Genomic DNA, 24674 nt, shown 5'->3' with positions numbered 1-24674 from the left:
CGGGAAATCGTCATATATGGTCAGGGCATGCCGTCAGGTAATGCACGCTGAACAGCGCCTGTTCATCAATCCACGCCCCGCGGCTCGCGAAGCCGGCACGCGCGGCCAGCCTCTGAAATCCCGGCACCGAGTATTTGTAGGAGTTCTCCGTGTGGATCGATTCGCCCTCGCGGAAACGGATGGTCTGACCCTTCAACTGCAGAACCTGAGCGATCCGGCTGTCCAGGTGCATTTCGATCCGTGATTCTTCTGCGTTGAAGAAGGCCCGGTGACGGAACCGTTCCCGATGGAAGGCAAACCCCAGTTCCCGCTGAAAGCGGTCCAGCAGGTTCAGGTTGAACTCGGCGGTAATGCCGTCTGCGTCGTTGTAGGCAGCTTCCAGTGTCTTATGGTCCTTCACCAGGTCAACGCCGATTAACAGCCCACTGCCCGGCGGCAGCAGTCGATGCAGGCTGTTGAGGAAGCCCTCTGCCGCTGCCGGGGTAAAGTTGCCGATACTCGATCCGGGAAAGAAACCCACCAATCGATTGGGATCGATCGCCTCTGGCAGGGCTACGCCCCGGGTAAAGTCGGCACAGGCGGCGTGGACTTCCAGCCAGGGATAATCTGCCGCCAGACGTCGGGTGCTGTCGATCAGGAACTCCCTGGATATGTCGATACCCAGGTAACGCTGTACCGAGAGGGATTCCAGTAGCAGCCGCACTTTGCGACTTGCACCGCTGCCGAACTCCACCAGGGTTGCGTCCTCGCCAGCCAAGGCCGCGATCTCGGACATTGCGTGACCCAGAATAGTTTCCTCGGTGCGGGTGGGATAATACTCCGGAAGTTCACATATTTTCTCGAAAAGCTCTGAACCTTTTTGATCATAAAGATATTTTGGGGAGCAGTACTTCGGCTTCGAGGTCAGTCCCGCGAGCACTTCTTCCGCCATTGTGGAGAAGTTGTCTTCAGACAGTTGATCGTGAAAATGAATTTCTGCAACGTTCACCGGGAAGCCTCTCTGGCAAGTCTGAACCCTGAAAAGGCCCAGCGCGCCGATGGGGGGAAGAAATTGCGGTACGTGGGTCGGATATGGCTGGCGGGAGTGGCGCAGCACCCTCCCCTGAGCACCATCTGCCCGGACATGAATTTGCCGTTGTACTCGCCGAGGCTGCCGGAGAGTGTCCTGAACCCCGGATAAGGCCGGTAGGCGCTGCCTGTCCACTCCCAGACATCGCCAAACATCTGTAACGGCGGGTCGCGCAGGTTGTTCGTAGCACAGGCCTCCGCGGCGACAGGCTGCAAATAGCCGCTCTCAACAAAGTTGCCTTTCCAGTTCCGGATGTGGATTGCGGCATGCTCCCATTCCGCTTCAGTGGGCAAGCGTTCTCCCGCCCAGCGGGTGTAGGCATCCGCCTCGTAAAAGCTGACATGGCAGACCGGCGCATCAGGGTCCACGGGGAGCCAGCCAGCGAGGGTGAAGTGGTACCACCGGTCCCCTTCCCTGGCCCAATACAGTGGCGCCGTCCAGCCGTTTTCCCGGATCAGGTGCCAGCCGTCCGCGAGCCACAGGGCCGGATCCTGATAACCGCCCTGCTCCATGAAACCCATATAATCCCGGTTGGTCACCGGCCGCGTTGCCAGTTCGAAGGGTTCAAGGTACTGCCGATGGGCCGGCCGTTCATTGTCAAAGGCAAACCCCACGCTGTCCGGCTCCACGCCGATGGATACCAGCCCGCCTTCATAGATCCGCCAACGCATGGGCACCGGTTTACGCCCTGGCGGGGCCTGAAGGCGTTTACTGTAGACGGGGCGCAGCGGGTTCTGGGCCAGGATGTGCTTGATGTCCATGGCCAGCAGTTCCTGGTGCTGCTGTTCATGGTGGATACCCAGACAGACTCGTTCTGCAATGGTGTGGCGATGTTGCGACGGCGGGTTGTTCAGCAGCCGCCCTATGGCTTCGTCCACGTAATGCCGGTAACGATAGATCTCTGCTACGGTCGGCCGGGACAGCAGGCCTCGGTGGGGCCGCGGAAAGGGATTGCTGTGGGTTTCGTAGTAGGAATTGAACAGGTGATCATAAGTCTCGTTCAGGGGTACATACCCCCTCAGAAACGGCTTGAGCAGAAAAGCCTCGAAGAACCAGGTAACGTGGGCCAAATGCCATTTTGGCGGACTGACATCGTCCATGCTCTGGATGACGTAATCTTCCGTTTCCAGGGGGCTGCACAACTGTTCCGTAATGGCTCGAACGTTCCTGAAGGCTTCCAGCGAGTATTCCAGCGCACTGAGTTCCCCGCCTGGGGCCGGGTAAAACGGTTCTGCGTATGACATGGCGGCATTCCCTGGTTATGGGTATTGCCCGTGGCCATCAATGGCCAACCACCGGTACTGGAATTCTGTGCGGCACCGCCAGGTAGAATGACGCCTGCCGGCAGGTCCGTTGCCTCAAGTAAAGGCCGACGATAAGGATCGGTCAAGTAGCCTATCGCCGTCGGCGACGATGGCTATGTCGTTTTTATCCCCAACTGTTTGTTGACTGAATCACGAATCTCCCGGTAACGATCAGGATTATTGATCAATGCATCCAGGTCATCCTCAGGAAACATCTCCTTCTTCTTTTTGTTGGCTTCCTCTTTGGAAAAAATAGCCGGTAATAATTGCTCCAGGCAGCGCAACATAACCTCGGGCGAAACCGACGCCCCCGGCGATGCCCCCAGTAAGGTTCCGTAAGTTTTATCCGAGGACACGAGGATTTCCGTACCCATCTGCAGATCCCCGTCTTTGATGATCTGTACTCGTTGGCCGGCCTGAACCGGTTTCCAGTCAAACTTTTTACTCAGGCCGGGAGCAAAGTTCTCAAGCTCATCGAACATGCTCTTTCTGCCTTTAAACGTCTCTGAAATCAGGTACTTGACTAACGGGAAGTGGTCCCTGGCGACGTCCAGCAAAGCCGGGATATCATGCAGGCGAATGGAAGTGAGGTAATCAAAAAGCCCACGGCCTTTTTCGAGAACCGGTTTAAAGGATGCAAAGGGACCGAACAGTAAATAGTGCTTACCATTCACTGCCCGCAAATCCAGATGGGGCACGGACATGGGAGGAGCCCCCACTTTCGCCTTGCCGTAGGTTTTGGCGCGATAATACTCGGCTTGCTCTTCACTGATCGGAGCCTGCAAAAACCGCCCGCCCACGGGAAAGCCGGCGAATCTGCTGCGGAACGGCAAGTGACTTTTCTTCAACAGCGGGAAAGCGCCCCCACCGGCGCCGACAAAGAGCACATCCGCCCTATGCTGAACCGAATCCCCTTTCCTGTCTGCCTCAATAACCCAACGCCCGGTCGGGCTCCGGTGCACGCGCTTAACATGGGTGCCGTATTCGATTTTAACGCCCAGGTCTTGCACCGCATGCGTCGCCATTTGCTCCGTTAGCGCACCAAAGTTAACGTCCGTACCTGTTTCAATGATAGTAGCCGCCATTTTTTCATGGCGAGGGCGTTCTTCCATGGTGTAGGGAATCCAGCTTTTTATTTCGTCGAAGTCTTCCGAGTAACGCATGTGCTCGAAAAAATGATGAGCGGACATTTCCTTGAATCGCAATTGCAGCTCTTCGATTGAAGGTTCAGAAACAATGGTGCAGTGTTTGGTTTGGTGAATAAAAGTTTGAGGGTCCTTGATGGCGCCCTTTTTGATCAGGTAAGCCCAGAACTGCTTGGCAACGTTGAACTGGGCGTGGATCTTCAGCGCTTTTTCGACCGAAATGACCTCTTCATCCACGGGGGTATAGTTAAGCTCACAGTTCGCTTCATGTCCCGTACCGGCGTTGTTGAATGCCCATGAGTTTCCCGCCCCAGCGCGGTCCAACCTCTCCAGGATGGTGATATCCATATCCGGTGCCATCTCTTTTGCCAAGGTGGCAAAAGTGGTTCCCATAATCCCTGCGCCGATGATCACTACGTTCATAAAGTCTACTCGCCAGTCTGGATTTTCTGATTTTAATCAACAACATCTTGTGGTTCGAAAGTACCATGCTTCCGGCATACACTGAAAACCTATCGCTAGTATTGCCGTCAAGCCAATATAGGCTCCCGCGCGGATCATCGCCAGACGCGCATCATCTCCCCGCCCTACCCCAAAACCCATTCCATGCGCCGCAGTGGTTCAGCTCTGCAATGGTTACCCTCCCAAAATATACCCAGGGGGGTATATCCCAGGATTGTCACTTCTCCGTAACGTTGTATCCCAAGACAAGACTATATCGGCCAACCTTCGGGAGGCCGGTCAAGACACAATGATGTTTCGGGAGTAACACCGTGCCAACAACGTCTCATACCAATTCCTACTACGCTGCGTCGGCGAATGACAAGGCGGTACGCCCCACCCTGCAAGGGCACGTAAGGGCTGATGTATGCGTCATCGGCGCCGGCTTCACCGGCATGTCGACAGCGCTCCACCTCGCCGAAAAAGGGTTCAAGGTGGTTGTCCTGGAAGGCAGCCGCATTGGATTCGGCGCATCCGGCCGCAATGGCGGCCAGATCGTCAACAGCTACAGCCGCGATATCGACTTCATCGAACGGAACTACGGCGAGAAAGTCGGTGCCGAAATGGGCCAGATGGCCTTCGAGGGCGGTCGTATCCTGCGGCGCTTCGTGAAGCAGTACGACATCCAGTGTGACCTGAAGGAAGGCGGCATTTTTGCGTCCTGCAACAGCAAGCAATTCGATGGACTGGTCGAGAAGAAAAAGCTCTGGGAAGCCCACGGCCATGACCAGCTCGAGCTGCTCGATGAGAACGCCATCCAGCAACACGTCGGCAGCGAACGCTACACCGGCGGTCTGATCGACCACAGCGGCGGGCATTTCCATCCGCTGAACCTGGTACTCGGTGAAGCAGCGGCCGTTGAATCTCTGGGTGGCGTCATCTATGAGAACTCCGCCGCGCTGCGGATTCGCGAAGGCGACAAACCGGTCGTCCACACCGAGGAAGGCTGCGTTGAGGCCGACTATGTGTTGGTTGCCGGTAACGCCTACCTCAATGGTCTGTTGCCCAAGCTGGAATCCAAGGCCATACCCTGCGGCACGCAGATCATTACCACAGAGCCGCTGGCCGAGAATGTACGCCAGCGCCTGCTGCCCAAAGACAATTGCGTCGAGGACTGCAACTACCTCCTCGACTACTTCCGCCTGTCCGGTGACGGCCGGATGATCTACGGCGGAGGCGTCACCTACGGCGCCCGCGAGCCAGAAAAGGTCGAATCCCTGATCGTACCCAAGATGCTCAAGACCTTCCCGGAGCTGAAAGGGGTGAAGATCGACTACGCCTGGACGGGCAATTTCCTTCTCACGCTGATGCGTCTGCCCCAGTTTGGCCGCATCGGCGGGAATATCTATTACGCGCAAGGCTATAGCGGCCATGGCATCACCTGCACCCATTTGGCGGGCAAGGTGATCAGTGACGCTATCCAGGGCCAGGCAGAACGATTCGATATCTTCGCCGGCCTGCCCCAGTACTCCTTCCCCGGCGGACGGGCCATGCGGATTCCGCTGACCGCCATGGGGGCCTGGTACTACAACCTGCGCGACCAGCTCGGCATTTGATTTCTCACTTGCCCCCGAATTCCGCGGTGACTGCTCTCACCGCGGTTTCAATGAAAAACAAGAGACGGGTAATATGATGACTGACAACACAATAAGTACTGATAGCGGGATCATGCCAATGAACGATGGTCTGAAGGACCGTCCCGGCTGGGGGCCCCTGTATTCGATATTGGGCTACGGAGCGATACTCGCGGCCTTCGCCTATATGTCGACCTGGCAGGTGGAGGGCGATTCGTACGGTATACTGAGCTTGCTGCCTTCCCTGTTGATTGTCCTGGTCGCAGTTAAAACCAAGCGTCCCCTCGAATCCATCTTCGCCGGTATCATTGCCGGTTCCCTCCTGATTGACCCGACCAACCTTTTCACCAGCCTGGGTGATCTGTCCATGAACGTGGTCCAGAACGAAACCATCGCCTGGATTGTACTGGTCTGCGGCATGATGGGCGGCCTGATCAATATGCTGGAACGCGGCGGCAGTGTGCTGAGTTTTGGCGAGGTGCTGGCCAAGCGTATAAAGACCAAGCGCGGCACCATGCTGACCACGTCCTTCCTGGGCCTGGCGGTCTTTATTGATGACTACTTGAACTCGCTGGCTGTATCCGCGTCCATGAAGACCCTGACGGATCGCTTCAAGATCTCCCGTGAAAAACTGGCGTTCCTGGTGGATTCCACCGCCGCTCCGGTCTGTATCCTGGTTCCGATTTCCACCTGGGCGGTCTATTTCGGCGCTCTGCTGGAAGAAAACGGCGCCGTTCCTGACGGCCAGGGCATGTCGCTGTACATTGATTCGATTCCCTACATGGCTTACGGCTGGGCCGCACTGATTGTGGTTTTCCTCGTAGCCATGGGTGTACTGAAGGATCTCGGCCCGATGAAAAAGGCCGAGGAACGGGCCCGTAAAGGCCAGCCGATCCCGGACGGATTAGAGGACCAGGGTTTCGATACCAGCAACGTTCGTCGTACTTCCACGATGGTGGGACTGATGAACTTCCTGCTGCCGATGGCAGTCCTGATTATCGCCAGCATCTACTACGAGATCGACCTGTTACTGGGCGCGCTAGTGGCTTCCATCTTCACTATGATCCTGTACTTCTGCCAGCGGCTGATGAGCTTCGGCGAACTGACCGACTCCATGCTGGATGGCTTCAAGGTTATGCTGCATCCGATCGCCGTGGTGTGTGCCGGCTTCATGGTCAAGGCCATCAACGATGAACTGGGCATGACTCCCTATATCATCGAAACCATTACACCGTATCTCTCTCCGGAGCTGCTCCCGGCAGTGGTGTTTGCCACCATGGCTGCGGTGGTGTTCTCCACCGGTTCAAGCTGGGGTGTGTTTGTGGTATCGCTGCCCATCGTAATCCCGATGGCCCAGGCCATGGATATGTCCATGCCGCTGACTGTGGGCGCCCTGCTCTCCGCGTCTGCGTTCGGTAGCCACGCCTGCTTCTTCAGTGACTCTACGGTGCTGTCATCCACGGGCTCCGGCTGTACACCGATGCAGCACGCCCTGACCCAGATCCCCTACGCCACGATAGGCGCGATCATGGCATTCGTATCCTTCATCGTGATGGGTTACATGATCGCCTGAGGCGGCGATCTCCACAGCCGGGCCAGGCGCTTATGCCTCGCCCGGCTTTTTTGTGCCTGCAAAAAAAGACCGGCGCTTGGCGCCGGTCGATATGGGACGGGATTAGAACCTTACCGGTTCACCCCTGCTGGAGAAATGAGGCCATCCATCGCGCGACCTGCAGGGAATCCGTGTCGGCGGACTCGTCGTTGAGGCCTGCCAACGCTTCATCTGCCGCTGCCGGCGGAATCGGATTGTCACGGCGCGACTGTACCAACCGGGATTCGAAATCCACGTTAAATTCGGGGTGGGCCTGCAGGGTCAGGATGCGATTGTCGTACTGGAGTGCGGCAAAGGGGCAGAATGACGAAAAGGCGACGACTTCGGCCTGCTTCGGCTTGGTCAGCACCTGGTCCTGATGCATGGCGTTCAGGGTGAACTGCCCTTGCAGGCCGTCCAGTTCCGGTACAGTCTTTTCCAACTGATAGGTGTGCAGGCCAACGCCCCAGCCTTCCGGGTATTTGTTAACGTCGGCACCAAAGGCTTCGGCGATAATCTGGTGACCGAAGCAGATACCAACCATCGGGCGACCGATGCTGTAGATCTCGAGGATCAGGCTCTTCAGGCGGGCCATCCACGGCGTGTTCTCGTAGACGTTGGACTTGGAGCCGGTAATGATCCAGGCGTCGCAGGATTCGGCCGAATCCGGAAAGACATCGTCCCGGACATCAAAGGTTTCGTAGTCGAAGTCGTAGCCGGCCTGCCCGAACAGCTTCATGAACATGTCCGCGTAGGACCCGTAGGTATCAATCAAATCGTCCGGCGTAATGCCGGTGGCGAGTATGCCGATTTTCAGACTCATCAGGTACTCCTCGCCTGCGGCTTTACCGCAGGCGTTATCTGTTGTTAATTAAATCAGAGCAGGCCCAGGTAGGCTTCGTATTCAATGTCGGAGATCCGCTCATTCAGGCGCTGACGCTCCTGGCGCTTGGCTTCGGCGTAGACCCGGACGAACTCGTCACCCAGGTACTCCCGCAGGATCTCACTCTGGTCGAAGCGATTGGTCGCTTCCTGCCATTCGCACGGCAGCGGGTATTCCGGGTTCTCCTCGGTATAAGCGTCGCCCTCGACCGGTGCGTTCGGCTCAAGCTTGTTCTCCATACCATAGAATGCGCCGGTGAGGACCGAGGCCAGTACGAGATAGGGGTTGGCGTCAGCGCCGGAGACACGGTGTTCGATCCGCCGTGCAATGTTCGGACTTTCCGGTACACGCAGTGCAACCGTCCGGTTTTCGTAACCCCAGCTGGCGAAGGTCGGTGCATAGGCGCCCGGCATAAAACGGCGGTAGGAATTCAGGTGGGGCGCGAAAACCAGCATGCTCTCGGGCATCAGCTTCATCAGACCTGCAATGGCATGTCTGAGAAGGTCACTGCCCTCTTCGGTGCCGTTATCAAAGACGTTGTTACCGTCCTGATCAAGCAGGCTGAAATGCACATGGAAGCCGTTGCCGCTTTCCTCAGCATAGGGCTTGGCCATAAACGTCGCCGCATAGCCGTGACGCCGTGAAACGCCGCGCACCAGGCGCTTGAACAGGATCGCCTGATCGGCTGCATTCAGTGGGTCGGCGACATGATTGAGGTTGACCTCGAACTGGCCGGGGCCCATCTCGGCGATAATGGTGTCGGCCCCGATACCCTGGGTCTGACACGCTGCACGGATATCGGTAAAGAAGGCCTCAAACCCGTCCATTTCCTCGACGGCATAACCTTCCGTGTTGGACAGCCGGCGCCCCTTGCCGTCGGCCAATGCCGGTGGGATCGGGCGTTGCGTGCTTTCGGATTCGGCATCCATAAGGTAGAACTCAAGCTCCGTCGCCATCACCGGCGTTAATCCCTGCTCGGCAAAGCGGTCCACGATGCGCTTGAGGACCTGGCGAGGATCAGCCTCGAAGGGCGTTCCGTCCGGATTGAACATCATCGCCAGCATCTGGTCACGGGGTACTTCGGACCAGGGCACCGGTGTCGGGTCGTTAGAGACGGGCATACAGACGCCATCACTATCGCCGGTTTCAAACACCAGCCCGTTTTCAAGCACGTCGGCACCCCAGAAATCAAAGCCGACCACCGAGCGTGGCAATTTGAGCCCCTCCTTCCGTGCCTTTTTCAGGCCGCTGGAAGGCAATCGCTTTCCGCGTAAATTCCCGTTCAGGTCCGTGATGAAGAAGTCCAGGTCGCGGTTCTTGTTAATAGTCATACGGGTTACTCTTGAATGCTTTTAGGAAGTCAGAATGCCACGATATCCCACTGGAGTAAGGGTGTATCTATCACCCGGGGGGTATATCTCCGAAAACACGACATTTCCTATGGTAGATGTGGACGTTAATCCAGGCGCCTACACTTTCATGGGAATTGTCATGTCATACACAACCAACATTCCGAACACTGAAACGCAAAACGCCGTGCGCGACACCGATGCCCGCCACCACCTGCATCCGTTCACAGACACCCAGGCACTCAATCGTAAGGGTGCACTGGTGATCACACGAGCTGAGGGCGTCCATGTCTGGGATTCGGACGGCAACGAACTAATCGACGGTATGGCTGGCCTCTGGTGCGTGAACCTGGGCTACGGAAGGCAGGAACTGATCAATGCCGCCCACGAACAGATGCAGGTGCTGCCCTACTACAACACGTTTTTCCAAAGCACCCATACACCCGTAACCAGGCTCGCCCAGGCCATCGCTGACATAACACCCGGCGATCTTAACCGGGTCTTTTTCGCCAATTCCGGCTCAGAGGCGATCGACACGATCATCCGAATGGTGCGCCATTACTGGACGCTCAAAGGTAAGCCCTACCGCAAGCTGCTGATCGCACGGGACAATGCCTACCATGGCAGCACCCTTGGCGGCGCCAGTCTGGGCGGCATGCCCCATATGCACGGTCAGTGTGCCCCGCTGCTACCGGGTATCCACCGCATCCGGCAGCCCTATTGGTATGGCGAGGCCGATGGCCTTTCCGAAGATGAGTTCGGCCTGCTCCGCGCCCGCGAGCTGGAACAGAAGCTGCTGGAAGTTGGCCCGGATAACGTCGCCGCCTTTGTCGGTGAACCCATCCAGGGCGCCGGCGGTGTGATCGTCCCGCCACGCACTTACTGGCCGGAAATCCAGCGTATCTGCCGCAAGTATGACGTGCTGCTGGTGGCGGATGAGGTGATCTGTGGTTTTGGTCGGACCGGGCAATGGTTTGGCAGCCAGACTTACGATTTCCAGCCGGACATTATGTCGATGGCCAAGGGGCTCTCCTCCGGGTATCTGCCCATCTCCGCCGTGGCGGTTGGCGACCGGATTGCTGACACCCTGATCGAGTCGGGCGGCGATTTCAGTCACGGTTTCACCTATTCCGGTCATCCCGTGGCAGCGGCTGTCGCTCTGGAGAATATCCGGCTGTTGAAGGAAGAAAGGATTGTCGAATCGGTCGCCTCCGACATTGGCCCCTATTTCCAGGCCCGTCTGCGGGACACCCTGGGCGAACACCCGCTTTGCGGCCATATCGAGGGCACCGGCCTGATTGCGGGCCTGGCCCTGGTGAAGGATCGCCAGACGCGCACCTTCTTTGACGAAGACGTTGGCACCCTATGCCGGGACGAGTGCACCGCCAGCGGGCTGATTGCACGGGCCTGTGGCAATCGGATCGTGCTCTCGCCGCCGCTGGTTATCAGCCATGCGGAGGTGGATGAGATGGTGGATCGCCTACGTGTCGCGCTGGATCGCACCTACGCCCGGGTGGGCGGCATTTCTGCGGCATGAGCCTTGCTGTGGATCGGGCTGGCTTCGGTCCACTAATTGGCTTAGCCTTGAAAGAAAGACCATTAAGGTGTGTGATGAGAGATCGCGTGAATCAGATACAGGCGAACGAGAGCTGGCAGAAGAACCTGGCGGTCCTCATTGAACATCAGCGCCTGCGCAGCTTCCCGACCATGCTGGAAGCGTTCCTGTCGACGCTGTGTTTCTTCGATACGATCCTTCTTCTAACCTACAAGAAGTCCCTGCGACCGATCCTGGTCCATCCCTCCGAACCAGAGGAACAAAGCGACACCCTGCGCCAGTACCTGAACCATGCCTATGTACTAGACCCACTGTTCCATGCCATCAAGAACGGAGCATCGCACGGCATTGTGCGTCTGGCTGAGATCATGCCGGATTCCTTCAGGAGTACAGAGTACTACCAGACCTGTTACCAGAACTTCGGCCTGGTGGATGAGATCAACTTGCTGATCCGCCTCGATGACAAAGTGACCTGCGCCATCACCCTCGGGCGCAAGGCATCGCTGGAGAGCATTTCCCGCACCGAGTTAAATGCCCTGCAGGAATTCTACCCGGTCATCAGCGCGCTGGTGCGCCAGTTCTGGCAGGCCCAGTCCGGTGAATTCCTGCAATACGGTCGTTCCGACGGCCCCATGAAGCGCGCCCTGCGTACGTTTGCCAGCGGCGTCCTCACCCAGCGCGAGCGGGAAATCACCGACCTGATCCTGCGTGGTTTCTCGTCCCAGGCGATTGCCGATCACCTGAAGATCAGCGTGGGGACCGTGAAGGTGCACCGCAAGAACATCCATACGCGGCTGAACACCTCCACCCAGGCGGAAATCTTCACGCAGTTCATCAACCACCTGACCCACCTGGAAGACAACCCCACGAGCCTTGAGCACTGATCAGAGGCTGATCCACACGGTTTTCAGGTCCGTGTATTTCTCAAGCGCATGCAGGGACTTGTCCCGGCCATAACCGGAGGCTTTTACCCCACCGAACGGCATCGTGCTGTCACCGCCGCCCCAGCCGTTGACCCAGACCATACCGCTCTGAATTTTCCCGCTGACGCGATGGGCCCGGGACAGATTGCCCGTCCAAACCGATGCGCCCAGACCATAACGGTTGTCGTTGGCCAGGTGGATGGCCTCGGCTTCGTCGCTGAATTCGCCCAGGGCCAGCACCGGGCCGAAAATTTCTTCCTGCACGAAGCGCATGCCGTTGTGGGCATCGCCAATGATGGTAGGCCCGACGAAGTAGCCCTGCCCCGGTACCGCCTCAGGGACACCGCCGGTCAGCACCTGGCCACCCTCGTCGATCGCCAACTGGACATAGCGGGCAACGGTCTCCAATTGGGTCTTGTCGACAAGCGCCCCCATGCGGGTTTCCGGATCTAGCGGATCCCGGGGCCGATAGGCTTTCGCCGCCTCCAGCAAGGCTTCCGTGAAACGCTCGCGGATGGACGACTGGACATAGAGCCGGGAGCAGGCGATACAGACTTCGCCCTGGTTGGAGAATATCGCTGCGGCCGCCGTGGACGCCGCCTTCTCGATGTCCTCGCAATCCTCAAACACCAGCATCGGCGATTTGCCACCCGCTTCAATCCATACCCGCTTGAGATTGGATTGACCGGCATATTCCATCAGCAGTCCGCCGACGCGGCTGGAACCGGTAAAGGCGAGCACATTGACGTCGTTATGCAGCGCCAGCGCCTTGCCCGCAGTGTGACCGAAACCGGGCAGCACGTTGAACACGCCATCGGGAATGCCCGCCTCTTTCGCCAGCTCCGCCAGTCTCAGCACGCTCAGCGCACTTTTCTCGGATGGCTTGAGGATGACCGAGTTGCCCGCCGCCAGTGCCGGGGCAATCTTCCAGGTGGCCATCATCAGCGGATAATTCCAGGGGGTGATCGCAGCGACGACGCCCGCAGGCTCATGGCGGATCAGGCCCAGGGTGTCGTTGCCAGTCGGTGCAATCTCGCCGTAGAGCTTGTCGATGGATTCGGCCGTCCAGCGTAGACAGTCAATGGAATCCGGCACGTCGATGCCGACCATCTCACTGACGGGCTTACCCATGTCCAGGCTGTCCAGCACAGCGAGTTCGTCACCGTGTTTTTCAACCAGGTCGGCCAGGCGCAGCAGAATGCGTTTACGGTCGCCCGGGGCCAGTTCCGACCAGACGCCGGAAACAAACGCCTCGCGGGCCGCGGTCACGGCCAGGTCGACATCGGCCGCATCGCAACTGGCGACATCCGTGAGTTTCTGTTCGGTCGCCGGGTTAATGGCCGGGAAGGTCTCTCCGGACACCGCACCCCGGAACTGTCCGGCGATGAAGGCCTGCCCTTGCAAGCTAACCGACTCGCTCAGGGCTTTCCATTCCGCACTGGTTTTCATGATCTTCTCCCGACATTGAATGACTTTGCAGACAAGCCTATCCGACCCGGCCACAAACCCTCCATATACCCCAGTAGGTATAATAGTGCCGTACAGCGATCTGAATGCTCTTATGGCTCTTTAGTCCGGAATTCCGGACACAGAGTCCTGAATAACGGACAAAAACTGGATAATCCGCCAAAAACCGTCCTTATATTCGGACGCCCAATGTAAGAAAGCAGAAACAAATACTCCCACAAGAAAACCAAAGTCTTTGCAAAACAGCACCTTGGCTAACTGGCACGCTTTCTGTATCAGCACTACAAATAACCATAAAAAACTGCCTGAAAAACACATCGTTAAGAATTCTGTTTTTCAACTTTGCCCGGATAATAATAAGGAACAGCTATGCGTTTTCTCCTCCTGGCACTCCTGCTGGTCAGCCCCCTGTGTTTTGCTAAATCCGTCGTCATCATCCAGAGCTATCACATTGAATACAAATGGGATGCGGACTACATCGCCGCCGTTAAGTCCGTGCTCGGGGATGATCACGATATCCGTGTGTTCGAGTTGGACACGAAGCGCCTGTCAAAACCCGAGTGGCCGGAAAAAGTGGCGGAGATCCGGAAAGCCATCGCAGACATCAAACCCGATGTTGCCATCCTCGGTGATGACAATGCCTTCTCCCTGATGGCAGACCATCTGGTGGAAAGGGAGATTCCGGTTGTCTTCCTTGGTGTCAATGGCGGCCCGGTACAGCACCCTACTCTGAGCCATCCTCTGGTGACCGGCATCCTCGAGCGCCCATTCTTCGAAGACAGTATCCGTCACCTGAGAAAAGTGCTCGGTCAGAAAGTACGCTTCCTGGTATTGATGGACGATTCCCCCACCATGCGTAACGCCGTAAACGAGTACTTTGGCGACAAACGCCAGGCTACGATTTACGGCTCAGATCTGGACATCGTGCTGACCAATGACCGGGGCACCTGGTTAGAAACTGTAACAAGCGCCCATGAGCGTTATGACGCGGTCGTGCTCGGCACCCACCATACGATCCGGGATCAGGACGGCAGATACGTCATACCACAGGAACTGTTGGAAGAAGCTTTCCATAAGGCGCAGCTGCCACTGTTCTCGTTCTGGGACATTTTTGTCGGTGAGGAACAGAGTATCGGCGGGTTCACCATTTCCGCCCACCAGGAAGGTCTGACCGCTGCCCGCCTGGCGTCGCTGATTCTCAAGGACGTCAAGCCTGACCGTATCCCCCATCTGAAATCCCTCAGCGGCCACTACGTCTACAGCGAGAGTGGTCTGAAACACTGGCACCTCGAGTTGTCACCGCTGATTGCCAGCAAGGCCAACTTCGTTGACTAGATCACGCGGTAAATGAAGTATCAGTCGGGGCGATCGATGGCCCGTATGGCCGAGGAAATGAACACACTGGTTCGTCGCTTTCAGTGAGCCCTGGGCAGTCCGGTTAAATGGGAACGCAAGAAAGTTCACTTGGTTCAATGTACGGACAAACGATATAAAGTGTTCCAGATTAAAAGATAATCCTTAATGCCATTGGATATTGGATGGGACACGAATGACGTCCGGAAAAGTCGAGACAGCCGGTATTAGCCTCCCATGGCCATTACGCTGGTTCGGGCCGGTGGCGACGATCGCCATCGCCCAACTGTTCGGTACATCACTGTGGTTCAGCGCCAATAGCGCCACAGAAGACCTCATGAACAGCTGGCACATCAGTGCTGCGGACATCGGCTGGTTGACCAGCGCCGTTCAGGGAGGCTTCATCCTCGGCACACTGATCGTGGCGCTTGGCGGGGTGGCAGAGCGCTACCGCGCCAGTGTGATCTTCGTTTGCAGCGCGATTGCCGGGGCCCTGTTTAATGCCTGCTTTGCCTGGCTTTCGGAAGGGCTTGCCAGCGCCATTGTGTTCCGCTTCCTGGTCGGCCTGTCGTTGGCGGGCATCTACCCGGTGGGCATGAAACTGATTGTCAGCTGGGCCCCGGAGCGAACAGGCCAGGCCCTGGCTCAGCTCGTTGCGATGTTGACACTGGGTACGGCGCTGCCCCATGCGTTGCGGGAAGCGGGCGCGGATCTGCCCTGGCAGTACATCATTCTCGCCTCGTCGATCCTTGCGCTGATGGGGGCGCTGCTGATCCATCTACTGGGGGACGGACCACACCTGCCCCAGGTGCGTTCGGGTAAAACTCCCATCCATGAAACGCAGGAACGGCACGCCACTGTTTTCGATGCCTTCAGAATTAATCGATACCGCGCGGCCGCCTTTGGGTACTTCGGTCACATGTGGGAACTGTATGCGTTCTGGACCGTGGTGCCGTTGCTGGTGTCAAACACCGTGCTTGCCAGCGAATTCTCCGGGCTCGGCGTCTCTGGCATGGCTTTCAGTATCATTGGCATTGGCGCGTTGGGTTGCCTGATTGGCGGGGTTCTTTCACGCCATCTCGGCAGCGCAAAGGTCGCCCTCGGCGCACTGGCCTCTTCAGGCATATGCGCCCTGGTGTTTGTCCTGTTTTGGCGTGAGCTGTCAGCCGCCTGGCTTGGCGTTCTCCTGCTTTTGTGGGGAGCTACGGTCGTGGCGGACTCCCCCCAATTCTCTGCCCTATCAGCGCAGGCCTGCCCCCGTGAGCTGGTGGGCGCTGCGCTGGCCATTCAGAATTCCATCGGCTTTGCCATTACCGTTGTATCAATCGCAGCCACCACCGCCCTGTTCGACTACATTGGCCTCGATGCGGCCTGGATACTGGTTCCCGGCCCGATTGTCGGCTTGCTTGGATTCGCGTGGGCCTCCAGGCACGTCAGGCCCTGAGGAATTTCAGTACCGCATCAACACTTTCCTTGGCGTCGCCAAACAGCATGCGGGTGTTTTCCTTGTAGAACAGCGGATTATCGACGCCGGCGTAGCCCGTGGCCATGCCACGCTTGAGCACGATGGTGGTCTTGCCCTTCCAGGGCTCGAGGACCGGCATGCCGGCGATGGGGCTGTCCGGTACTTCCTGGGCCGCCGGGTTGACGATGTCGTTGGCGCCAATCACCACGGAGACATCCACGTTGGGGAAGTCCTTGTTGATCTCGTCCATCTCGTAGACGATGTCGTAGGGCACCTTGGCCTCGGCCAGCAGCACGTTCATGTGGCCCGGCATGCGGCCAGCCACCGGATGGATGCCGAAGCGCACGTTGACACCCATCTCCCGCAGCTTATTGCTGATCTCGAAGACCGTATGCTGTGCCTGGGCGACCGCCATGCCGTAACCCGGCAGGATCATCACTTCCCTGGCGCTCTCCAGCAAGTGCGCCACTCCCTCCGCCTCAATCGGATTAACGTTGCCGGCCTCACCAGCCTCGCCTGCTCCGGCGCTTTTGCTCGAACCACCGCCGAACCCGCCGAGGATGACGCTGACGAACCGGCGGTTCATCGCCTTGCACATGATGTAGCTGAGGATGGCACCACTACTGCCGACCAGCGCACCGACCACAATCAACAGATCGTTGCCCAGCATGAATCCCATCGCCGCCGCGGCCCAGCCGGAGTAGCTGTTGAGCATCGACACCACCACCGGCATGTCGGCGCCCCCGATGGCAACGACCATGTGCACGCCGAACACCAGTGCGACAACGGTCATCAGCACCAGCCAGAGCATGCCACCGCCGGCGGCGGACTGTTCGACGAAGAACACGCCGAATACCACCGCCGCTACACCCAGGCTGGCGTTGAACAGGTGCCGCCCGGGTAGCTGCAAGGGCTTGCCGCTGATTCTGGCGCTCAGCTTGAGGTAGGCAGCAACGGAACCGGTGAAGGTGACCGCGCCGATCAGGATGCCGACGTAGGTTTCGATATCATGGATGGTCTTCTCGACACCGCTGAGCTCACTGTGCCCCAGCGCGTTGGCGTAGCCGACGAAAACCGCGGCCAGCCCCACCAGGCTGTGAAGGATCGCGACCAGCTCCGGCATCTGGGTCATCTCGACCTTTTTTGCCAGATACCATCCGATAGCACCACCGGCGATCATGCCTGGCAGTAGGAAGAGGTAGTTGTTGGTGACGATACCGAAAATCGTAACAACCAACGCCAGGCCCATGCCCAGCATGCCGAAGAGGTTTCCGCGACGTGCGGATTCCTGATGGCTGAGGCCGCCCAGTGCGAGAATAAAGAGCGCGCTCGCCCCTATGTAAGAAGCCGTGATTACGCCTGTGATCATCGTTATTCGCCCTTATTTCCGGAACATTCTCAGCATGCGCTGGGTGACGGCAAAGCCGCCGACAATATTGATGCTGGTGATGAACACCGCCAACACCGCCAGTATCAGCACCAGGGGTTGCTCGCTGGATATCTGCATCAGAGCGCCGATAACGATGATGCTACTGATTGCGTTGGTGACGCTCATCAGCGGCGTATGCAGCGAGTGCGACACCCCCCAGATCACCATGTAGCCAACGAAGCAGGACAGCACGAAAACGGTCAAGTGCCCCATGAACTCCGGTGGCGCTACCGAACCCAGGCCCAGCAGCCCGAGCCCTGCAAGCGCCACGGGGACCAGGAAGGCCAGCGGGTGTTTCGGGTTGGGCTCCGACTTTTCAACCTCGACCCGGGCTTTGTCGCCCATGTCGGTCTTTGGCGCCGCCGACAAGCGCGGGGCGGGCGGCGGCCAGGTAACCTCGCCTTCTTTCACCACGGTGGCGCCGCGAATCACCTCGTCTTCCATGTTGACGACGATCTCGCCGTTCTTCTCCGGGCACAGGTCGCTCAGCAGGTGGCGCAGGTTGGTGGCATAGAGCTGGCTGGCCTGCGACGCCAGGCGGCTCGGCAGGTTGGTGTAGCCGATCAGGGTAACGCCGTGCCTGACCACCACCTGGTCGGCCTCGGTCAGCTTGCAGTTGCCACCGGTTTCGGCCGCCAGGTCGACGATGACGCTGCCCGGTTTCATGCTGGCGACCATGCCCTCGGTGATCAATTCCGGCGCCGGTTTGCCCGGAATCAGGGCGGTGGTGATGATGATATCAACGTCCTTGGCCTGCTCCGCGAACAGTGCCATTTCGGCTTCGATGAACTCGGGGCTCATGGTCTTGGCGTAGCCGCCCTGGCCGCTGCCGTCCTCGCCGTCGAAATCGAGCATCAGGAACTCTGCGTCCATGCTCTCCACCTGCTCCTTCACCTCGGGGCGGGTGTCGAAGGCCCGCACCACGGCGCCCATGCTCTTGGCCGCACCGATGGCAGCGAGCCCCGCCACCCCGGCGCCGATCACCAGCACCTTGGCCGGGGGAATCTTGCCGGCCGCGGTGATCTGTCCGGTGAAGAAACGGCCGAAGTGCTGGGACGCCTCAACCACCGAGCGGTAACCCGCGATGTTGGCCATGGAGCTCAGCGCGTCCATCTTCTGGGCACGGGAAATGCGTGGCACCGAGTCCATGGCCAGGGCGGTGACGCCACGGTTGGACAGTTCCTGCAGCATCTCGGGGTTTTGCGCCGGATAGAGGAAACTGATCAGTGTCTGCCCCTTGCCCAGCAGCTCAACGCCATAAAAGCCCAGTTCCGGGTGTTGGCTGGGCGGACGTACTTTCATGACAATGTCGGACGAATGCCAAAGTTCTTTCGGGTCCTCGATAATCTCAACACCGGCTTCACGGTACTGGTCGTCATCGAAACTGGCCTCAAGGCCCGCCCCTGTTTCGATAGCGAGGCTGAAGCCCAGCTTTTGTAGCTGTATTGCGACTTCCGGGGTCAACGCAACGCGTTTTTCCCCTTCGTCAATTTCTTTCGGAACACCTATTCGCATCTTGTTCTCTCCGCTGCGGATTATCCAAGGGATCAACTGAGAATTCCGGCGACTTCCAGCTGGAAACCGTGCGCCGGCTGGTTCGTCATCCAGTCACAACCGTCTTACGGCATCCATTGCCAGTTCGCACAACCCCTCTCCGCTGGATTCCGCATACTGCTTTATCGTCTGTTTCATCGGCTTTGCCCAAAACTTTCGCAGGTGGGAAGCCACGGCCTCCGCCGTCGCTTCCGGACTGTCTTTGCTCGGGGCGTTCTCCGCAATCTGGTTGGCCATCTTTACCAGATGCTCTGTATTGCTACTCATGTATTCAATCTCTGCCATTACGGGAATTATGGTTATACGCCGTGATACACCACCTGCCGGCCATTGTTTCCATTCCTATTTAATAACCTGCTTTTCGTCTGTTTCCCCGGGTTTCAGGAAACTCCATTGTTTTTTATGTTGTGCCAGGTGGCGCTGTTGCCAGGCCGCCAGGTGGCGCTGTTGCCAGGCCGAGGGTTGCGCGACCTTTTCGCACTGTACGGCGGTGACCTTGTATTCAGGGCAGTTGGTGGCCCAGTCCGAATTGTCGGTCGTGATGACGTTGGCGCCACTCACGGGATGGTGGAAGGTGGTGTAGACCACGCCCGGTTGCATGCGAGTGCTGATCCGGGCCTGCAGCACGGTATTCCCCGCCCGGCTGGTGAGGCCGACCCAGTCACCGTCATTGATACCGCGTTCTTCGGCGTCGTGAGGATGCAACTCCAGCCTGTCCTGGTCATGCCAGGCCTGATTGTCGGTGCGTCTTGTCTGGGCGCCGACGTTGTATTGGCTGAGGATACGGCCCGTGGTCAACAGCAGAGGGAAACGGCGGTTAGCACGCTCGGTGGTCGGCACGTAGTCGGTGACGACGAACTTGCCTTTGCCGATCGGGAAGTCTTCCTCGTGCATGATCGGGGTGCCGTTCGGGTGTTCATCGTTGCACGGCCATTGGATGCTGCCGAGTTCGTCCAGCTTCTGGTAGGTCACGTTCTTGAAGCTCGGCGTGAGGCGGGCGATCTCGTTCATGATATCTTCCGGGTGGTTGTAGTCCATCCGGTAGCCGAGGGCGTTGGCGAGGTCCTGGGTGACCTGCCAGTCTTCCTTGCCGGCCAGTGCTGGCATCACTTTGCGCACGCGGTTGATGCGGCGTTCGGCGTTGGTGAACGTGCCGTCTTTCTCCAGGAATGAGGAGCCGGGCAGCAGCACGTGGGCGAACTTGGCGGTCTCATTCAGGAACAGGTCCTGCACGATCAGGCATTCCAGCGAGCCGAGCGCCTGTTCCACATGGTGGGTGTTGGGGTCTGACTGAGCGATGTCCTCACCCTGCACATACAGCCCCTTGAAGCTGCCGTCGATGGCGGCGTCGAACATATTGGGAATGCGCAGGCCGGGTTCGCTGTCGATCGTGACGCCCCAGGCGTCTTCAAAGGCCTTGCGCGGGCCCTCCCGGGAAACGTGCTGGTAGCCCGGCAGTTCATGGGGGAAGCTCCCCATGTCGCACGAACCCTGGACGTTGTTCTGGCCACGCAACGGGTTGACGCCCACACCTTCGCGGCCGATATTGCCGGTGGCCAGTGCGAGGTTGGCGATGCCCATCACCATGGTGGAGCCCTGGCTGTGTTCGGTCACGCCCAGGCCGTAGTAGATGGCGCCGTTACCCGCCTGGGCGTAGAGCCGGGCCGCTTCGCGGACTTTACCGGCCGGAACGCAGGTGATGTCTTCCGTCGCTTCCGGTGAGTGGCGTTCCTCGCGGATAAACGCATTCCAGGCGGCGTACTCGCTTCCGTCGCAACGGGTGGCGATGAACATGCGGTCTTCCAGTCCTTCGGTGATGACAACATGCGCGAGGGCGTTGATCAGGGCGACGTTGGTCCCGGGACGCAACGGCAGATGCAGCGCCTCGCCGCCGTGCGGGGTATTCAGCAGATCAATGGAACGCGGGTCAGCGACGATCAGCTTGGCGCCCTGGCGGAGACGGCGGCGCAGTTGCGAGCCGAACACCGGATGGGCGTCGGTCGGGTTTGCGCCAATAACGACAATGACGTCGGATTTCATCACCGAATCGAAGGTCTGGGTGCCGGCGCTTTCCCCAAGGGTCTGTTTCAGGCCGTAGCCGGTCGGGGAATGGCAGACGCGGGCACAGGTGTCGGTGTTGTTGTTACCGAAAGCGGTACGCACCAGCTTTTGCACCAGGTAGGCTTCCTCGTTGGTGCAGCGTGAGGACGTAATACCACCGACGCTGTCGCGGCCGTATTTGGCCTGGATGGCCCTGATGCGCTCGGCCGCGAACTGGATCGCCTCTTCCCAGCTGACTTCGCGCCAGGGTTCGTCGGTGTGATTGCGGATCATCGGCTTGGTCAGCCGTTCCGGATGGGTGGCATAACCAAAGGCGAAGCGGCCTTTTACACAGGAATGGCCGTGGTTGGCGTGGCCATCCTTGAACGGCACCATGCGTATCACGGTGTTGCCTTTCATCTCGGCCTTGAACGAGCAGCCGACGCCGCAGTAGGCGCAGGTGGTCACCACCGAATGTTCCGGCTGGCCCTGCTCGATCACGGAGTTCTCCATGAGTGTCGCCGTTGGGCAGGCCTGGACGCAGGCGCCGCAGGAGACGCATTCGGAATCCATGAAGTCTTCGCCCTGCCCCGCAGCGACCTTGGAATCAAAGCCCCGGCCGTCAATGGTCAGTGCGAAGGTGCCCTGCACTTCCTCGCAGGCCCGCACGCAGCGTGAACAAACGATGCATTTACTGGTGTCGAAGGTGAAATAGGGGTTGCTGGTGTCCTTCTCGGCCTCGAGGTGGTTCTTGCCCTCGTATCCGTAGCGCACCTCGCGCAGGCCGACGGCGCCGGCCATGTCCTGCAGTTCGCAATCGCCGTTGGCGGAGCAAGTCAGGCAGTCCAGTGGGTGGTCGGAAATGTACAGCTCCATCACGTTGCGGCGCAGTTTGGCGACGCGATCGTTCTGGGTGATGACGCTCATGCCCTCGGCCACCGGCGTGGTGCAGGAGGCCGGCAGGCCGCGCCGGCCTTCAATCTCCACTGCACACAGGCGGCAGGAGCCAAAGGCGTCGAGATTATCGGTGGCGCACAGCTTGGGAATCTGGATGCCGGCGATGGCGGCGGCGCGCAGCACCGAGGAGCCCTCGGGTACGGTCACGGCCTGGCCGTCGATCGTCAGTGATACGGTGTGGCCGGTCTCGACCGGGGGCGGCGTGCCCAGATCACGGTCAGAGCGGGTGTTCGGATCGTAGATGTGCAACATGATCAGGCCTCCCCCGCCGTCGTGCGGGACACAGTGGTGCGGTCTTGGTGAAAGTCGTCCGGGAAGTGCTGCAGGGCGCTGCGCACCGGGTTAGGCGTCATGCCGCCCATGGCGCAGAGGGAGCCGTCTTCCAGGGTGTCGCAAAGGTCTTCCAGCAAATTCAGGTTGTAATCACGCTCCTGGTTGGCGCGGATGTGGTCGATAACTTCCACGCCCCGAGTGGAGCCTATGCGGCAGGGGGTACATTTTCCGCAGGATTCCACCGCGCAGAATTCCATGGCGAAGCGGGCCTGGTCGAGCATGTCCACGGTGTCATCAAACACCACGATGCCGCCGTGGCCGACCACAGCGCCAACCTCGCTGAAGGCTTCGTAATCGAGTGGAGTGTCCCACTGGCTTTCAGGCATGTAGGCACCCAGCGGGCCACCGACCTGGACGGCACGCATCGGCCGGCCGGAGGCGGTACCACCACCGTAGTCTTCAAGCAGTTCGCGCAGGGTGACGCCGAACGCCAGTTCCACCACGCCACCGCGTTCGATGTTGCCGGTCAGCTGGAACGGCAGGGTGCCACGCGAACGGCCCATGCCGTAGTCGGCGTAGGCCTGGCCGCCTTCGGCCAGGATAAAGGGTACGGCGGCAAGGGTGAGCACGTTGTTGACCACCGTCGGTTGGCCGAAGGCACCTTTCAATGCGGGTAGCGGGGGTTTGACTCGCACCTGGCCGCGTTTGCCTTCGAGGCTGTCGAGCAGAGAGGTCTCTTCGCCGCAGATGTAGGCGCCGGCGCCGAGGCGAACTTCCAGGTGGAAGGCCTTGCCGGAGTTCAGTACGTTGCCGCCCAGATAACCGGCTTCCTCAGCTCTGGCGATGGCTTCGTTAAGGATCTGGTGGGCAACCGGGTATTCGGAGCGCAGGTAGATGTAACCGGTGTCCGCGCCCACGGCGAGGCCGGCGATGGTCATGCCTTCAATCAGCATGAAGGGGTCGGCTTCCATCACCAGGCGGTCGGCAAAGGTGCCGGAGTCGCCCTCGTCCGCGTTGCAGACGATAAACTTGCGTTCGGAATAAGGGTTGCTACCGGTGCGGGCGTCCGCATCGAGCACCGTCTGCCATTTAATGCCGGCCGGGAAAGCCGCCCCGCCCCGGCCGCGCAGGCCGGAGGCTTTCACTTCGTCGACGATCTCCTGGGGAATCCTGGCCAGGGCTTTACGCAGGCCGACGTAGCCGCCCAGGTGAACGTAATCATCCAGCGAAGTGGGGTCGATAATGCCAGCACGGCTGAAAGTGAGGCGCTGTTGATTTTTCAGGTACGGGATCTCTTCCGTCAACCCCTGGTACAAGGGGTGACCGGGTTTGCCTTCGAGCATGCCCTGGTCGAGCAGCGCCGGGATGTCTTCAGGAGCCACGGGGCCGTAGGCGACGCGGCCCTCCCCGGTCTCGATTTCAACCAGGGGTTCCAGCCAGAAAAGGCCCCGTGAGCCGTTGCGGACCAGGTCGATATCGGTGTCCTGGCCACCGCAGGCCCGTGTCAGCGCATCCGCGACCTGATTGGCACCGAGTGATAAGGCGGTGGTGTCTCGTGGCACAAAGACTTTAACCATGGCTGCTGTCTTCCTTTCTGTCTGCCCCTGCCTGTGCCACCTGGATAAAGAGCGGCACGGTCTGTAACTGGTCGATCAGGGCGTCAAAACGGGCCGGTGTGACACGGCCGTGAATGTCGTCGCCAATGCGGATGGATGGTCCGGTGGCGCAGTTTCCGAGGCAGTAGGCAGCCTCCAGGGTGATGTCGCCATCCAGGGTGGTCTGGTGGTAGTCAACGCCGAGTGTCTGCTGGGCGTGGCGTTCGAGTGTACGGCAACCGCGGGCCTGGCAGGCTTCGGCCCGACATATCTGGACGGTGTGCTTGCCGGGGGCGGTGGTGCGGAAATCATGATAGAAGCTGATGACGCCGTGAACTTCGGCGCGGGTAACCTGCAGGCCCTCGGCGATGGTTGGCACGGTGTCGCTGGGGATGTAGCCGAGTTCGTCCTGGATGGCATGCAGGATGGGCATAAGGGCGCCCGGTTTGTGTTTCAGGTTGGCAATGATGTGGCGCACTTTGTGCTGAACGTCGGTGGTTTCGGTTCTATTCATTTTGGTCACCCGGAAAATTCTGCACTTGATGGGTCATTGTAATCGTGGAGAAAGCGCCGGGTTGCTTGCCTGCGACACATTCAAGCGCGGGAGCGCATGGGTGGCTGAAACAGGTATCCGGGCCGGGGGGGTG

Annotated in this window: 18 protein-coding genes; 6 read left to right on the top strand and 12 right to left on the bottom strand. The window is 59.1% G+C overall.

Translation table 11 applies throughout. The features are described 5' to 3' along the window. Positions 1 to 10 precede the first annotated feature (10 nt). The 3 genes from egtD to ACJO5Y_RS01490 all read right to left on the bottom strand — a co-directional run bounded on the left by egtD (position 11) and on the right by ACJO5Y_RS01490 (position 3941). Entirely contained in the window at positions 11 to 931 is a 921-nt protein-coding gene (gene egtD / locus ACJO5Y_RS01500; RefSeq protein ID WP_406984724.1) for an L-histidine N(alpha)-methyltransferase, read from the bottom strand. Positions 932 to 984: 53 nt separating this feature from the next. After that, positions 985 to 2313: an ergothioneine biosynthesis protein EgtB gene (gene egtB / locus ACJO5Y_RS01495; protein ID WP_406984534.1), complete on the bottom strand. Its 1329-nt coding sequence runs from the start codon at positions 2311 to 2313 to the stop codon at positions 985 to 987. Positions 2314 to 2486: 173 nt separating this feature from the next. Further along, positions 2487 to 3941 carry a malate:quinone oxidoreductase gene (locus ACJO5Y_RS01490; RefSeq protein ID WP_406984533.1) on the bottom strand — a complete coding sequence of 485 codons (1455 nt, stop codon included), beginning with the start codon at positions 3939 to 3941 and terminating at the stop codon, positions 2487 to 2489. Between the two features lie 350 nt (positions 3942 to 4291). Here ACJO5Y_RS01490 and ACJO5Y_RS01485 point away from each other — a divergent pair, with 350 nt between their 5' ends. Continuing rightward, positions 4292 to 5575 (top strand): NAD(P)/FAD-dependent oxidoreductase, encoded by a 1284-nt coding sequence (locus ACJO5Y_RS01485; RefSeq protein WP_406984532.1) that lies wholly within the window; start codon positions 4292 to 4294, stop codon positions 5573 to 5575. Between the two features lie 118 nt (positions 5576 to 5693). After that, a complete protein-coding gene (locus tag ACJO5Y_RS01480; RefSeq protein WP_406984530.1) occupies positions 5694 to 7166 on the top strand; it encodes a Na+/H+ antiporter NhaC family protein in 1473 nt (490 codons plus the stop codon). 118 nt (positions 7167 to 7284) lie between these two features. On the opposite strand, the gene ACJO5Y_RS01475 is transcribed toward ACJO5Y_RS01480, so the two are convergent. Both ACJO5Y_RS01475 and ACJO5Y_RS01470 read right to left on the bottom strand, forming a co-directional pair. Beyond that, the gene (locus tag ACJO5Y_RS01475) at positions 7285 to 8007 is read right to left on the bottom strand and encodes a glutamine amidotransferase-related protein (RefSeq protein WP_406984528.1); all 723 of its coding nucleotides are present in this window, start codon (positions 8005 to 8007) and stop codon (positions 7285 to 7287) included. A 53-nt stretch (positions 8008 to 8060) separates the two neighbouring features. Beyond that, a complete protein-coding gene (locus ACJO5Y_RS01470; RefSeq protein WP_406984527.1) occupies positions 8061 to 9398 on the bottom strand; it encodes a glutamine synthetase family protein in 1338 nt (445 codons plus the stop codon). Between the two features lie 160 nt (positions 9399 to 9558). On the opposite strand from ACJO5Y_RS01470, the gene ACJO5Y_RS01465 reads away from it, so the two are divergent. Both ACJO5Y_RS01465 and ACJO5Y_RS01460 read left to right on the top strand, forming a co-directional pair. Next, entirely contained in the window at positions 9559 to 10953 is a 1395-nt protein-coding gene (locus ACJO5Y_RS01465) for an aspartate aminotransferase family protein (RefSeq protein WP_406984525.1), read from the top strand. Between the two features lie 86 nt (positions 10954 to 11039). After that, entirely contained in the window at positions 11040 to 11855 is an 816-nt protein-coding gene (locus tag ACJO5Y_RS01460; protein ID WP_406984523.1) for a response regulator transcription factor, read from the top strand. Here the strand turns inward: ACJO5Y_RS01460 and ACJO5Y_RS01455 are convergent, their stop codons facing one another. Beyond that, entirely contained in the window at positions 11856 to 13343 is a 1488-nt protein-coding gene (locus ACJO5Y_RS01455; protein ID WP_406984521.1) for an aldehyde dehydrogenase, read from the bottom strand. Between the two features lie 387 nt (positions 13344 to 13730). Here ACJO5Y_RS01455 and ACJO5Y_RS01450 point away from each other — a divergent pair, with 387 nt between their 5' ends. Beyond that, positions 13731 to 14696 (top strand): ABC transporter substrate-binding protein, encoded by a 966-nt coding sequence (locus tag ACJO5Y_RS01450; RefSeq protein WP_406984519.1) that lies wholly within the window; start codon positions 13731 to 13733, stop codon positions 14694 to 14696. Positions 14697 to 14910: 214 nt separating this feature from the next. Then, positions 14911 to 16158, top strand: coding sequence for an MFS transporter (locus ACJO5Y_RS01445; protein ID WP_406984517.1), 1248 nt, complete (start codon positions 14911 to 14913; stop codon positions 16156 to 16158). Here the strand turns inward: ACJO5Y_RS01445 and ACJO5Y_RS01440 are convergent. From ACJO5Y_RS01440 to ACJO5Y_RS01415, 6 genes are all read right to left on the bottom strand, one after another. Beyond that, the gene (locus ACJO5Y_RS01440) at positions 16148 to 17548 is read right to left on the bottom strand and encodes an NAD(P)(+) transhydrogenase (Re/Si-specific) subunit beta (RefSeq protein ID WP_406984515.1); all 1401 of its coding nucleotides are present in this window, start codon (positions 17546 to 17548) and stop codon (positions 16148 to 16150) included. The genes ACJO5Y_RS01445 and ACJO5Y_RS01440 overlap by 11 nt on opposite strands. Before the next feature lie 12 nt (positions 17549 to 17560). Continuing rightward, positions 17561 to 19123: a Re/Si-specific NAD(P)(+) transhydrogenase subunit alpha gene (locus ACJO5Y_RS01435; RefSeq protein ID WP_406984513.1), complete on the bottom strand. Its 1563-nt coding sequence runs from the start codon at positions 19121 to 19123 to the stop codon at positions 17561 to 17563. 93 nt (positions 19124 to 19216) lie between these two features. After that, the gene (locus tag ACJO5Y_RS01430) at positions 19217 to 19429 is read right to left on the bottom strand and encodes a formate dehydrogenase subunit delta (RefSeq protein WP_406984511.1); all 213 of its coding nucleotides are present in this window, start codon (positions 19427 to 19429) and stop codon (positions 19217 to 19219) included. 75 nt (positions 19430 to 19504) lie between these two features. Further along, positions 19505 to 22411: a formate dehydrogenase subunit alpha gene (gene fdhF / locus ACJO5Y_RS01425; RefSeq protein ID WP_406984510.1), complete on the bottom strand. Its 2907-nt coding sequence runs from the start codon at positions 22409 to 22411 to the stop codon at positions 19505 to 19507. Positions 22412 to 22413: 2 nt separating this feature from the next. Continuing rightward, a complete protein-coding gene (locus ACJO5Y_RS01420; RefSeq protein ID WP_406984508.1) occupies positions 22414 to 24009 on the bottom strand; it encodes a formate dehydrogenase beta subunit in 1596 nt (531 codons plus the stop codon). Next, positions 24002 to 24541 carry a formate dehydrogenase subunit gamma gene (locus tag ACJO5Y_RS01415; protein ID WP_406984506.1) on the bottom strand — a complete coding sequence of 180 codons (540 nt, stop codon included), beginning with the start codon at positions 24539 to 24541 and terminating at the stop codon, positions 24002 to 24004. The genes ACJO5Y_RS01420 and ACJO5Y_RS01415 overlap by 8 nt, the downstream gene beginning before the upstream one ends. Positions 24542 to 24674: the final 133 nt, after the last annotated feature.

This window comes from Marinobacter alkalisoli, assembly GCF_045449855.1.
GTDB lineage: Bacteria > Pseudomonadota > Gammaproteobacteria > Pseudomonadales > Oleiphilaceae > Marinobacter.
The sequence above is the reverse complement of the archived record's forward strand: the minus strand, read 5'-3'. Positions and strand labels throughout refer to the sequence as shown.

Coding starts and splice junctions, on each gene's coding strand:
- egtD (WP_406984724.1), bottom strand. CDS start 931: ATGGCGGAAGAAGTGCTCGCGGGACTGACCTCGAAGCCGAAGTACTGC.
- egtB (WP_406984534.1), bottom strand. CDS start 2,313: ATGTCATACGCAGAACCGTTTTACCCGGCCCCAGGCGGGGAACTCAGT.
- ACJO5Y_RS01490 (WP_406984533.1), bottom strand. CDS start 3,941: ATGAACGTAGTGATCATCGGCGCAGGGATTATGGGAACCACTTTTGCC.
- ACJO5Y_RS01480 (WP_406984530.1), top strand. CDS start 5,694: ATGAACGATGGTCTGAAGGACCGTCCCGGCTGGGGGCCCCTGTATTCG.
- ACJO5Y_RS01475 (WP_406984528.1), bottom strand. CDS start 8,007: ATGAGTCTGAAAATCGGCATACTCGCCACCGGCATTACGCCGGACGAT.
- ACJO5Y_RS01470 (WP_406984527.1), bottom strand. CDS start 9,398: ATGACTATTAACAAGAACCGCGACCTGGACTTCTTCATCACGGACCTG.
- ACJO5Y_RS01465 (WP_406984525.1), top strand. CDS start 9,559: ATGTCATACACAACCAACATTCCGAACACTGAAACGCAAAACGCCGTG.
- ACJO5Y_RS01455 (WP_406984521.1), bottom strand. CDS start 13,343: ATGAAAACCAGTGCGGAATGGAAAGCCCTGAGCGAGTCGGTTAGCTTG.
- ACJO5Y_RS01450 (WP_406984519.1), top strand. CDS start 13,731: ATGCGTTTTCTCCTCCTGGCACTCCTGCTGGTCAGCCCCCTGTGTTTT.
- ACJO5Y_RS01445 (WP_406984517.1), top strand. CDS start 14,911: ATGACGTCCGGAAAAGTCGAGACAGCCGGTATTAGCCTCCCATGGCCA.
- ACJO5Y_RS01440 (WP_406984515.1), bottom strand. CDS start 17,548: ATGATCACAGGCGTAATCACGGCTTCTTACATAGGGGCGAGCGCGCTC.
- ACJO5Y_RS01435 (WP_406984513.1), bottom strand. CDS start 19,123: ATGCGAATAGGTGTTCCGAAAGAAATTGACGAAGGGGAAAAACGCGTT.
- ACJO5Y_RS01430 (WP_406984511.1), bottom strand. CDS start 19,429: ATGAGTAGCAATACAGAGCATCTGGTAAAGATGGCCAACCAGATTGCG.
- fdhF (WP_406984510.1), bottom strand. CDS start 22,411: ATGTTGCACATCTACGATCCGAACACCCGCTCTGACCGTGATCTGGGC.
- ACJO5Y_RS01420 (WP_406984508.1), bottom strand. CDS start 24,009: ATGGTTAAAGTCTTTGTGCCACGAGACACCACCGCCTTATCACTCGGT.
- ACJO5Y_RS01415 (WP_406984506.1), bottom strand. CDS start 24,541: ATGAATAGAACCGAAACCACCGACGTTCAGCACAAAGTGCGCCACATC.